The following is a 12,732-nucleotide window of genomic DNA, read 5'->3' on the forward strand; positions in this document are numbered from 1 at the left end:
AGCAATCTGCATAAGGCTCCTAAGAACTATGCAAACACTAAGCTAGACTCCTTTCTTCAAAGAACCATTACAAAGATGCTTAGTGAATTGTCTTTTTACCAAACTGACCACCAAATACATCATGCACATCAGTGATGGTAATAAATGCATTTTCATCTTGTTCATAGACAATATCTTTCATCTTGGTAATTTCAAGACGCGTCACTACTGAGTATAGCACTTTTTTAGGCTCTTTTGAATAGCCCCCTTCACCAAATAATACGGTAACCCCACGGCCTAAGCGATGCATAAGAACTTCACGAATTTCATCAGGGCTATCTGTAATAATCATAATGCCCTTAGATTCTTCAAGGCCTGTAATCGTCATATCCATCATTTTATACGCTACAAAATAAGCAATCAAGGAATACATGGCACTATTCCAGCTATATACGAAGCCTGCTGCGCCTAAAATAAACAAATTACAAATCATTACAATCTCGCCAACCGAGAAAGAACTTTTCTTATCTAAAATGATAGCTACAATCTCAACCCCATCTAGGGAGCCACCATTACGAATAATAAGCCCTACCCCGATACCTAAGATAACACCACCAAAAATAGAGGCTAAGAAGGGATCGATATCGGGCGGTGTCACATTATGCATAAACAAAGACATAATAGAAATACATACAACCCCAAATAGTGTAGCTATGGTAAAACTACGACCTATTAATTTATAACCTACATATAAAAACGGTAGATTAATCAATACTAAGTAAATACTAAAAGAGATGCCCGTTAATTCAGCTGCCATCAAGGCTAAGCCGACTACCCCGCCGTCAATAATGCTCTTTGGTACTAATAATACATCGAGACCAAAGGTATATATAGCGGCACCGATTACAATCCATATATAACGTATTAAAATATCCTTCCAAGTTAGTTTTTGTGCTTTTTTATAAGCAGCCATTGCCTATCCCCTTTCTCCATTTTCAAAATTCCATTATTTCATTGCTATAAACTATAAGCTCTTAGGCTTATTAAGAATATATTGTTCACCAATAATCCAAGCTGTGAAATCATCAACTGGTACTGGTGGATATAACATGCCCTTGGGTATCAAACGTTTCAACCCCTTTGGCGGATGAACTTCAAAGTAGCGTTTTCTAGCCAATTCAGTAGTATGTGCTTCATCGACCAAATTAGTAATTATATCTAAGTCAGCCCCCAGCACTTCAAGTATATTAAACACATGCTTATGATTAGTGCCATTACCACATACGAACTCTTTAATTTGCCCTTTATACTGTACACTAAGATCAAATAAATGGGTCTTTAATTGATCAGTTGGATAAATCGCTTTTTCAATTAACTCAGCATGCCCGCAAGTCATTATAGCAACGCCACTTTTTTCTCGGCCAGGATCTACTGCCAATAGTAAGTCTTCACTTGTGGCAAGTCCCACCAGATTACTATTCATCTCAGTACGCCTCCTCTACACCTAGAAATGTCCGCAAAAAATGCTGTCGGTAGCTAAGCTATCGGCAGCATTATATCTGTTCCGGCAAAGTAAGCATCGAAAGCACTTCACTCATTAAGTAAAGCTCGTACATGCCAAATTTTTATATGAGCGAACAAATTCGATATACTTATTATACCATAAAGTCAATAAGGCTTAGTTACAAATTTTAATATTTTTTATGCCTTTTATGCATATTTACTATCTTACTCTTGACTAATGTGCAATTCAATTTGAACTGGTCCTGTCGTATAAGTATCCTCACGAACTACCGCTTCAATACGAACTGAGCCAGACATACGGTTCAATTCACGAATCGTATCGAATAGTTCATCACCTGGCATAGAACCCACATCACCACTAAGCGGATCTGGTAAAATCCCCTGCGATTTTGCTTGACTATTTACATCCTTTAAGAAAGATAATACAGCAAATTGCGCATCGCCGCCACCTTGTACGATAGTTGACAGTATAACATCGCCTTTATTATACACTTTACGATATGGATATGCATGAATCTCTGCTAAAGCAGCTTCACCATAAATAATATTAGCCGCTGCTGTTATGCGGATTGTCATCGGTTCAGAAGCATTTGCCACTTGCTTAGCTACCTCTTCTAAATTAGAACGACTAACATAAATAACAGCTCTATTCTCATCAATCCCTAACCGTCGCAAAATTAAACCATTCGTATCGTTTAAAACATTAGTAATCGCTTTGCCACTTTCTTCTTCATTAAGGCCTGGACGAATTAAAGCACCACTCAATACTTCGCCTACACGAAATAATACAGTGCCTTCGCGCACATGAGTAATCCCTTCTTCAAGACGTTTAGTTGTTATTTTTAAATCTTCAATATGAGATTCTAATTCTTGTTTTGTTGTTTCCAATGCTTTTACATCATTAGCTGACTGTGCCAATCGAGCATCAGCTTGACGATAGGCTTCCTGCACAGAAATTAATTCTTCACTCATAGCATTGCGAGCTACCCGCGCTTCTTCTAGTTCTTCCTGCGTTGCTTGTACATCTTTGCGCATCGTATTTAGGGCAATCGTCTTTTCACTTAACTCTTTTTTACCTGCCTCTAATTCTTTGTTCTTGGCTGCCACATCACTATTTAACTGATCCATCTCTGCTTGCAATTGCTCCATCCCAAATAAAGCAGTTCGTACATTCTCCGAAGCAGCTGTCAAGATACCAAGGGTAATAGCTGAAATGAAAACGCCTGTAATAATCGTCATAATAATTGACGTATGCTTTGGTCGCAATCCCCAAATAGACATTTTCTTTTTCCCAATTTTTGAGCCAATTTTATCGCCGATGAAAGCAATGGCCCCGCCCATGATAGCGATAATTAAAATTATGTTCAAACCGACTAACATACAAGGCGCACTCCTTTCTTCATCCTATCAAATCTTTTAATTTCTTTATATAAGGTACTGAATACACTGTGTTCAGTTTCTATTGTACTCTATTTTCAAAAAAAGAAAAAGTGAATTACTATGAAAAAAGTTTCATTTATTATGCAAAAACGACCTTGACAGTTTTCATCAAGGTCGAAATAGTTTATATTATGTTATTTAGATACTTTCCAGTTTAGCCATAAACCAGCAATGATACCCAAAGTATCAGGAATCATGGCCGCCACTACTGGTGGTAAGGCGCCGCCTTTGCCCAAAGCACCAGTAAAGGTCATTACCCCATAATATACAAAAATAATTAAAACACTAAGACCAAAGCCAATCGATGAACTAGATCGCTGTTTTTGTAGCCCTAATGGGGCACCAACTAAAGCAAATACAAAGCTAGCAATAGGGATTGTAAAACGTTGATACATTTCCATTTCCCATTTAGTAGATTTTACATGGCTCGCTTTAAGCGCTTTAATTTGAGCGCGCAATTCTTTAATCGTCATTTCTTCAGGATCTCGTTGTTCCTGTGAAATCTGATCAGGATCTTTAGCAATTGGCAAAATTTGGTCTTTAAAACGCAAAGTCCGTTCAATTCCATTACCATCAGCTGCTAAATCATAAATAACCCCATTATGCATAACCCAATAAGTACCATTCCAAGTCGCTGTTTCAGCATGTTCAATTTGTGTTACATTACCATTAGTAAAAAGCTGAGCTGTTACACCAGTAATTAACTTCGTTTTGGAGTCATATTTCTTCGCATACATGAGGGTGCTAATTTCATCACCTTCCATGGTTTTAAGAACAATATGCTCTTGTGCTGGCGGTTCTGCTTGTTTTTTAATTTCATTGCGAATAATATTCTGATACGCATGGTTTGCTGCTGGCACTACATATTCATTAAAAGCAATGGCTCCTATTGAAATGAAAAATGCCGCAATATAAACGGGCATAGCTAAGCGTAAGAAACTAAGCCCACCAGCTCGCATAACGATAATCTCACTAGTGCCACTTAAACGTCCAAAAGCTAATAGTGAGGCCAACAATACAGCCATAGGAAATGTAAGCACTACTATACTTGGCAAAGCTAAAATAAAGGCACGGCTTACCGCCCATAAAGAGGCTCCATATTCCGTAATATATTGAGCAATACGGAATAAGGTACCCGTTCCTACAAAAATACTGGTAAATGCAAAAATACCAAATAGAAAGGGGCCAACAAAGCTTTTCAATATATATTTATCTAATATACGCATTCTCGTATCACCTGACCCCTATAAATTAAAACTATCCCCTAAGTAATGCTTACGAGCCACTGGGCTATTTGCCACTTCATCGGCAGACCCTTCTAATAAGATTTTGCCATTACTCAAAATATATGCTCGATCTACAATACCTAGCGTTTCACGCACATTATGGTCCGTAATCAATACGCCAATCCCGCGTTCCTTCAAATGACGAATAATCGATTGAATGTCCGCTACCGCAATAGGGTCAACCCCAGCAAATGGTTCATCTAATAAGATAAAACGTGGTGCCAAGGCAATACAGCGAGCAATTTCTACACGACGACGTTCCCCGCCAGATAATTGCATACCTTGACGATGACGCACATGTTCAATATGGAACTCTTGCAACAAAGACTCCACCGTAGCGTCAATCTCTTGTTTGCTTTTTTCCGTTGTTTCTAACATGGCGCGAATATTATCTTCTACTGATAAAGATCGAAACACTGAGGCTTCCTGTGGTAAATAACCAATCCCTTGATCAGCTCGTTTATACATAGGCATATGCGAAATATCTTTGTTGCCTATAGTAATACTTCCTTTATTTGGTTTTTCAATCCCTACAATCATGTAGAACGTCGTAGTCTTACCTGCCCCATTAGGGCCTAATAAACCAACTACTTCGCCTTCATCTACACGGACGCTAACACCATCAACTACGTTACGGCCTTTATAGGTTTTTACTAAATCCTTCGTTTCAATAAACATTAAGGCAACTCCTTACTGTTGTGGCGTAATGACTAAGGTACTACGGCCACCTACAGTTTGTACTGAATTATCTTTCATTTCCAATTTTAACTCTGGTGCATTAAGCACATTGCCATTTTGTACGGCATGTGCATTGCCCGTAAGATAGGCAACCCCATCTTCTTGACCAGGTGTTTGAGTATATACCGCATTATCAGCGCTAGCATCTAAATTATGTTTAGCACTGTGCAACGTAACATTACCTTGGGCGGTAGCACGGATTTGACCTAACCAACCTTCAATATAGTCCCCTGTTAAAACAGCATCATCCATAACTAATTTACCATTGCCACGGGAAGTACCATATTCGGTTTTCGTATTATACGTAACTACTTCACCAAAGACTTGTTTGTTATCTTTTTGTAAACGCACATTCCCTTTAGCCTCTAATTGTTCATTATTAGTGCTATGTAATTCCTGCGCTGACATAGACGTATTAGTACCAATCATACTAATACCACCAGTTAAACGAGCTTCCTGTGTCTTCGTATTATACCAACCTTCTTTACCGGTCATAGTTTTATCTTCATTAATAATAACTACATTCCCTTTAGCTTGTGCTAATCCACTATTACCATCGTATTGTAACACATCAGCGGTAATTGTCATATTGGACGTAGCAGCCCATACTGGTACAGCTATTCCGGCTACTAACGCTGTAATAGCCATTACTTTTGACAATTTCATTTTATGAGTCCTCCCATCACTTTCTAATCAATTTAGCATTACCTTTAGCAGTCACTTGATTAAGTACTGTATCAGCTTCTAATTTATCACCAGTTACAGTCGCTTCTCCATTATTAAAGGTAAATGGCGTATCTGAAGTTAACTTTTTAGTCTTATTATCAAAAGCAATTGCTTCTGTTGTCAATTCAACGTCTGCACCATTAGTGCCTTTTACGCCACCAGCTAATTGAAACTTGCTATGGTCACCAGTCATATAACCACGTGGTGCTGTAACCACTAATGTCTTATCACCATCATAAAAGGTACCCTTCATATTGGTTAAATATACTTCCTTAGTTTTTGGATTTACTTTGATTTGTTCCGCTGTCACAGACCAAGCTAATTTACCTGCTTGTTCTTCCGTAATGGTAGACCCTTCAAAGGTAACTAAATTACCTTTTGGCTGTGTAGGATCCGCCTCGGTTTCACCGCTACTAATTAAGAAAATCCAAGTAAAAATACCGATGAGCAACGCCACAATGGCTATACCTAAGATTGTTTTCTTATTCTTTAGCATGTACTGCGTCCCTCACCTTCAATTTTTCCTCAATGTCTACAATTTCATGCAATTTAGTATTCCAACGATGTTGGAACCAAAGCCATTCTGTAGGATGCTGTCTAATAAAATCTTCTGTCACACGCACAGTAGCTTCTGTTAGACGATGTAAATCTTCAGCTTCATTGCCCGTATCTTCATAGTACAAAGGTGGTAAAATTTCTACTACATGACCAATACCACTCGCCTTACGATGCGTAAATACAGGCACAACCGGGGCCTTAAACTTCTGCGCAAAAGTAGCCGGCCCCGTAACAGCCGATGACTCTTGGCCTAAAAACTCCACTGGTAGCCCTTGAATATACCCATCTTGGTCAGCTAAGAATCCTAGTAACTTTTTCTGCTTCATAGCTTTTACGGCACGAATCATTTCAGAACCACCACGAGCAAATACTTCTAATCCTACCATTTCTCGATATTCATTAAGTAAACGGGTTACTTGTGCATTTGGTTGTTTTTTTACAATAGTGGTGGATGGATAGCCACAAGCAGCAAGGGCCGCCCCCATCCATTCCCAGTTGCCCACATGAGCAGTCAAAATAACAACCCCATGCTGTTCGGCTAACGCTTTATCTAAATATTCCAAACCGTGCATTTCAACATGCTCAGCAATAAACTCTTTCGTTAAATTAGGCATGTATAAGATTTCAAGCGCAGAACGGCCTAAATTCTTAAACAATTCGTCTAAGACTTTAGCAGCCTCTTCTTCTGACACATTGAGACCTTTCATAACATTGTAAATTCCCCGCTTTTTCTGCTTTTTAGCAGCTAGCGAATATAAAGGCCCTAACGTCTCCCCTATACGAAGTATCGTGCGATACGACAGCTTACAAGTTAAAGCGCTTATGCCTTTTAATAACTTATATTGCCACTCATTTGACATACCGTACGTACCTCCTTTCGCTACTGACCTTGACTATATATTTCATTACGATAATCATCAACTAATTGATCCCAACGACCTGCTTTTTTAAAAATATACTCGATAGCTTCACGAACAGCCCCATGGCCGCCACCTTTATTAGCAATAAACTTTGCCACGGACTTTACTTCTGCCACACCATTGGCCGGTGCCATAGGCAAACCCACTACAGACAAAGCACCTAAGTCATTGAGGTCATCCCCCATATAGGCCATTTCTTCTGTACTAATCGCTAATTCATGAGCTAATTCTTTAATGGCTTCTGTCTTATTATGACAGCCCATGCGGACAAAATCAAATTTTAATTCCTTAGTGCGACGGTCTACCATTTCAGAATGGTGGCCAGTAATAACAGCTAACTTTAACCCACCTCGACGAGCTAGGGCTAACCCTAAACCATCTTGTGAATTAAAACATTTAAGCTCATCACCATTGGCCGTATAAATAATGCCACCTTCGGTCATAACACCATCTACATCTAGGATTAAACATTTTATGTTCATTATACAATACCTCGACGCAATAAGTCAGTAATATGGACAATCCCTAAACAATATTTCTTTTCGTCCACTACTGGCAACACCGTAATTGGACGAGGTTGATTCTTTTCCATTAAATGTAAGGCTTCAGCCGCTAATTTATCTTTAGTAATCGTTCGAGGCATAGCCGTCATCATATCTTCTACAGGCCATTCTAAAAAGTTACTGCCCGCATCTAAACCACGACGAATATCACCATCAGTAACTAATCCCAATAAACGACCATCTTCATCAACAACATTCGTAGCCCCTAAGCCTTTTTCAGTCATAACAAATAGAGCATCACGAACAGTAGCGCCCTTGTATACTACTGGATTATCTTCACCACTATGCATAATGTTTTCTACTGTAAGTAATAATTTACGCCCCAAAGACCCACCGGGATGGAAAATAGCAAAGTTTTCAGGAGTAAATTTATGTCGTTCTAATAAGCAAACAGCTAAGGCATCACCAAGTGCTAACGCTACTGTTGTACTCGTAGTTGGCGCCAAGCCTAATGGACAAGCTTCACGCTCTACTTCTACTAATAAAACAACATCTGAATTTTTAGCCAAGGTAGAATTGTGTTTACCTACCACGCTGATAAGGCGCGCCCCAATGCGCCGCAAGGACGGCAATAAACTAATGACTTCACTGGTTTCACCACTATTAGAAAAAGCCAACACAATATCTTCCGATGTGACCATACCTAAATCACCATGCACACCTTCACCGGGATGCAAAAATAAAGCTGGTGTACCTGTTGACGCGAGCGTTGCCGCTACTTTACGAGCAATATGACCTGATTTTCCCATACCCGTGCATACAACACGACCTTTGGCATTTAAAATCATAGTAACAGCTTCTGTAAAATTACTGTCTAAGGTTGTAATTAGTTTTTCAATAGCCTGCGCTTCTTCATGAAGCACCTGTGCTGCTTGTTCTAAAACATTCATGGATGATCCATCCCCTCTATTCGTCAATTAACCTTTTACAATCTTATCAATAGCAACCAAATCACGCAACATAGCTTCTAAATCATCTAAACGAACCATGTTAGGCCCATCTGATAAGGCTTCTTCTGGATTATCATGAACTTCCATGAATAAACCATCCACGCCAGCAGCTACAGCAGCACGAGCCAAATTAGGCACAAATTCACGTTGTCCTGAGGAACTTGTACCAGCGCCACCTGGTAATTGTACACTATGAGTCGCATCAAATACGACAGGATAATCAAAGCTACGCATAATAGGGAAGGAACGCATATCAACGACTAAGTTATTATATCCAAAAGTAGCGCCCCGTTCTGTAAGCATTAGATTTTGATTGCCTGCTTCTTCTACTTTCTTAACTACATTACTCATATCTTTAGGCGCTAAAAATTGACCTTTTTTTACATTAATGCATTTACCAGTCTTAGCTGCCCCATAGACTAAATCAGTTTGGCGGCATAAGAATGCAGGAATCTGTAAAATATCCAATACTTCAGCAGCTGGTTCAATCTGCTCTACGGAATGAATGTCACTAACAATAGGTACTTGTAATTCCTTTTTAATATGGCTCAAAATGCTAAGCCCTTCTTTAAGTCCTGGACCACGAAAAGAGCCAAAGCTAGAGCGATTAGCTTTATCAAAAGAAGCTTTAAAAATATATGGAATACCAACGCGTTCACAAATTTCTTTTGCTCGACGACCAATAGCTAATGTACGCTCAGGATCTTCAATTACACAAGGCCCAGCTAGTAAAAATAAACCGTTACCGCCACCTAATGTTAAATTACCTACTTTTACTTCTTTCATGGGTATCTCCTTTATTAATTATCATGTATGGTTCAAATAATTATCTGGTTTCCTGACTTTTAAAAATCTCATTAACAGCCGCTAAATCTTCAGGTGTATCTACGCCGACAAAGCGCGCCTCTGTTTTAATAACACGTATAGCTACCCCATTTTCTAATGCTCGTAACTGCTCTAATGATTCCGTTAATTCTGCTGGTGTTGGTGCTAATTGAGCAAATTCTAATAAGAAATCACGCGTATACGCATAAATACCAATATGTTTCAACGGTGGATTGACAAAAGCATTACGTGGATATGGAATTAGGGAACGTGAGAAATACATAGCTTCCCCTTTTAAATTACATATCACTTTAACCGCTGATGGTTCATCATATTCCGCTTCTTGTAAAGGCGCCCCTACTGTGGCCATTTGCAACTGACTATTTTCAGTAAACAAGGCACTTAACTCATCAATCAAAGAAGCTTCGATTAAAGGTTCATCACCTTGTACATTAATAATCACATCAATATCAGGTCGCAATTGTGCTACTTCGGCTAAACGATCAGTCCCGGTCAAATGATCGGCTTTAGTCATAACAACCGTACCACCAAACTCCGTTACTACCTCAGCAACCCGCTGATCATCCGTCGCTACAATAACTTCATCAGGTACAGTTGCTTTAGAAACCTGTTCATATACACGCTGAATCATAGGTTTACCAGCAATATCAGCTAACGGTTTGCCAGGTAAACGAGTTGATGCATACCGCGCAGGGATGACGCAAGCGATTTTCATAGTGTAACCTTCTTTCCAACCTTACTAATATATGATTTAAATTCTTCTTCCCCTTCGACAAAAGTAATGCCAATAGGAATTACATATACAGGAATTTTTAAATCATGTACGGCTTGTAATTGACTTAATTTCACGGCGTCCTTTTCCGTTGTCACAATGGCATTAGCCCCTTTAGCAAAAGCTTCACTCCACATGCGCACAATATCGTCTGTCGTATACTCATGATGATCGCCAAAATCTAAACTATGACACACCGCATAGCCTAAAGAGGTAACAGTATGGCGGAATGAATCAGGTTGACCAATCCCACTAACAGTCAAGAAGTTAAGTGGTTCAGTGCCAAAAGACGTCACTTGAGGTGCTTCATTTCGTGTCCAAGAAGCTAAGCTTTGAATGCCCAAAGGCTGATGAACCGTTGTCATAATAGGTGCTTGTGGAGCCCATTTTAATAACTGCTGTTTAATACCAAATAATATATCCTTAGGAACTTGATCTGTCTTAGTTAAGACAATCACATCCGCCCGACGCAAACCACTCAATGGCTCTCGTAATAGCCCGCGTGGCAATACATGACCATACCCAAATGGATTGGCTGCATCAATCAGAACAATGTCTAAATCACGACTAAGCTGACGATGTTGAAAGCCATCATCAAGTACTAGTATATCACTACCTAAAGTGGCTGTCGCTAACTGTGCTGACTTAACCCGTTTACGACCAATAACTACGCTCGTATGACCTAAGCCTTTACCAAGAAGCCACGCTTCATCACCACTAACAGCGGGCGTTACTTCTAAGCGGCCACGACGAGACACTATGATAGTGTCTTCATTATCTTTAGCTCGATAACCACGGCTTAAAATTGCCGGTGCATAATTCGCTGTTTCCAAATATTGGCAAATATAGCGAACCATCGGTGTCTTGCCAGTACCACCAGCCGTTATATTGCCAACGCTAATCACTGGTACTGTAGCACGAACTACACCTTCTTGCTTATCAAACTTCTTGTTTCGCTGTTTTACACCTTGCTCATAAGCAGCACTTAATACGCCTAAACCAGCGCGTGCTACGCCAGCAAGCGGTCCTTTCGCTTTACCACTGACTATCTGTTTAAACAATCGTTCCCCATTCATGAGCTTTACCTCCTTTACCATAGATAGCATTCATAACTTAACTGTCATCTATGGAATAATCTGGTGTGATTCAAAGAGTTTGCGCAACTCTTCTGTATTACGCTGTGTAGCGCCACGATTTTCATGGATAATATCTAAACAATTCTGCCCCATTGTATCCCGTAACTCTTTATCACGGCATAAGAGCAACATAGTATCTACTAATTCTCTAGTATCTTTTACCATTAAGCACGCATGACGCGAACTTAATAGTGCATAAATTTCTTTAAAATTAAACATGTGAGGACCTACTAATATTGGCTTACCATGGGCTGCTGGCTCCAATATATTATGACCACCAGTTTTAACTAACGAACCGCCTACAAAAATAATATCACCTAAACTATACAGACGGCCTAATTCACCGATAGTATCTAACACTACTACTGGGGTTTTTACATGCACAGGGCCTGTCATGGTACTGCGGCAAATAGCTCGTAAGCCATTTTTCTCAGCCAACGCTTTCACATCATTACCTCGCATAATTTCACGAGGGGCTATTAACAAACGAGCTTCTGGATAGGCTTTTAAAATTTCATTGAAAGCCGTCAATACCGCTTCTTCTTCACCACGATGGGTACTACCAGCTACGATAATTGGATGATTACGCCCAAAGCCAAACTCATCTTGCAATTCTCGCTTTTCCGCTTCCGTAACTTGTGCATACGTTTGGTCATACTTAGTATTTCCCGTAATGGTAATTCGATCCTTATCAGCCCCTAAGACCTGAATATATTCAGCATCTAACTTAGACTGCATGCAGAAATACTGAATGGAGGCTAACATCTCTTTTGTAAAAGAGCGAATCATCATATACCGTTTCATACTGCGATCACTAATACGACCATTTACCATCATTACTGGAATTTTTTCTTTTTCCGCAATACGCAAGAAATTCGGCCAAATTTCCGTTTCTACCAACAAAATAGTAATAGGCTTAATCATATCTAAAATGCGCTGAGTTAAAAATGGTAAATCTAAGGGAAAGAAAATAATCCCTTCCGCTTCTGGAATAATACGATGTGCCATAGCATGTCCAGTTGCTGTAACTACAGATACTACCACTACCGCTTCAGGAAATTTTTTCTTAATATCCTTTACAATCGGACTCGTAGCTACAATTTCACCAACGGAGGCAGCATGGACCCAAATCGCACGACGACCTTCAATTTTGCGCATCAAAGAATCTGGCATAAAACCTGCACTTTGCCGAATACGCTCATAGAACCCTTCTTCAAAGGCCAAGCGGTATAGGATGACTGGGATTAGCCCAATCCAATATATAATTAATAATATGTTGTATACCCAATACATC

At 39.6% G+C, this 12,732-nt stretch carries 14 protein-coding genes; all 14 read right to left on the minus strand.

The features are described from left to right. Positions 1–79: 79 nt before the first annotated feature. The gene (locus tag NFR27_RS09410; RefSeq protein ID WP_251443399.1) at positions 80–952 is read right to left on the minus strand and encodes a YitT family protein; all 873 of its coding nucleotides are present in this window, start codon (positions 950–952) and stop codon (positions 80–82) included. Between the two features lie 51 nt (positions 953–1,003). Beyond that, the gene (locus NFR27_RS09415) at positions 1,004–1,462 is read right to left on the minus strand and encodes a hypothetical protein (RefSeq protein ID WP_251455146.1); all 459 of its coding nucleotides are present in this window, start codon (positions 1,460–1,462) and stop codon (positions 1,004–1,006) included. Between the two features lie 245 nt (positions 1,463–1,707). Next, the gene (locus NFR27_RS09420; RefSeq protein ID WP_251443405.1) at positions 1,708–2,883 is read right to left on the minus strand and encodes a DUF3084 domain-containing protein; all 1,176 of its coding nucleotides are present in this window, start codon (positions 2,881–2,883) and stop codon (positions 1,708–1,710) included. A 194-nt stretch (positions 2,884–3,077) separates the two neighbouring features. Then, complete coding sequence (locus tag NFR27_RS09425; protein ID WP_251455149.1) at positions 3,078–4,169, minus strand: LptF/LptG family permease; 1,092 nt, start codon at positions 4,167–4,169, stop codon at positions 3,078–3,080. Between the two features lie 18 nt (positions 4,170–4,187). Beyond that, positions 4,188–4,907 carry an LPS export ABC transporter ATP-binding protein gene (lptB, locus tag NFR27_RS09430; RefSeq protein WP_251455152.1) on the minus strand — a complete coding sequence of 240 codons (720 nt, stop codon included), beginning with the start codon at positions 4,905–4,907 and terminating at the stop codon, positions 4,188–4,190. 12 nt (positions 4,908–4,919) lie between these two features. After that, positions 4,920–5,633, minus strand: coding sequence for an LptA/OstA family protein (locus NFR27_RS09435; RefSeq protein ID WP_251455155.1), 714 nt, complete (start codon positions 5,631–5,633; stop codon positions 4,920–4,922). A gap of 16 nt (positions 5,634–5,649) precedes the next feature. Next, complete coding sequence (gene lptC / locus NFR27_RS09440; RefSeq protein ID WP_251455157.1) at positions 5,650–6,189, minus strand: LPS export ABC transporter periplasmic protein LptC; 540 nt, start codon at positions 6,187–6,189, stop codon at positions 5,650–5,652. Continuing rightward, the gene (locus NFR27_RS09445) at positions 6,176–7,111 is read right to left on the minus strand and encodes a lysophospholipid acyltransferase family protein (RefSeq protein WP_251455159.1); all 936 of its coding nucleotides are present in this window, start codon (positions 7,109–7,111) and stop codon (positions 6,176–6,178) included. Before NFR27_RS09445 ends, lptC begins: the two co-directional genes overlap by 14 nt. Before the next feature lie 20 nt (positions 7,112–7,131). Beyond that, positions 7,132–7,653: a KdsC family phosphatase gene (locus NFR27_RS09450; protein ID WP_251455162.1), complete on the minus strand. Its 522-nt coding sequence runs from the start codon at positions 7,651–7,653 to the stop codon at positions 7,132–7,134. Then, positions 7,653–8,624, minus strand: a complete 972-nt coding sequence (locus NFR27_RS09455) for a KpsF/GutQ family sugar-phosphate isomerase (RefSeq protein ID WP_251443426.1) — start codon at positions 8,622–8,624, stop codon at positions 7,653–7,655. Before NFR27_RS09455 ends, NFR27_RS09450 begins: the two co-directional genes overlap by 1 nt. Positions 8,625–8,651: 27 nt before the next feature. Beyond that, a complete protein-coding gene (kdsA, locus tag NFR27_RS09460) occupies positions 8,652–9,470 on the minus strand; it encodes a 3-deoxy-8-phosphooctulonate synthase (RefSeq protein WP_251455165.1) in 819 nt (272 codons plus the stop codon). Positions 9,471–9,510: 40 nt separating this feature from the next. Then, entirely contained in the window at positions 9,511–10,245 is a 735-nt protein-coding gene (gene kdsB / locus NFR27_RS09465) for a 3-deoxy-manno-octulosonate cytidylyltransferase (protein ID WP_251455167.1), read from the minus strand. Then, positions 10,242–11,378: a tetraacyldisaccharide 4'-kinase gene (gene lpxK, locus NFR27_RS09470; protein WP_251455170.1), complete on the minus strand. Its 1,137-nt coding sequence runs from the start codon at positions 11,376–11,378 to the stop codon at positions 10,242–10,244. The genes kdsB and lpxK overlap by 4 nt, the downstream gene beginning before the upstream one ends. Positions 11,379–11,426: 48 nt before the next feature. Then, positions 11,427–12,731: a 3-deoxy-D-manno-octulosonic acid transferase gene (locus NFR27_RS09475; protein ID WP_251443438.1), complete on the minus strand. Its 1,305-nt coding sequence runs from the start codon at positions 12,729–12,731 to the stop codon at positions 11,427–11,429. Position 12,732 lies beyond the last annotated feature (1 nt).

It is taken from the genome of Veillonella intestinalis (assembly GCF_943192895.1).
Lineage (GTDB): Bacteria > Bacillota > Negativicutes > Veillonellales > Veillonellaceae > Veillonella_A > Veillonella_A intestinalis.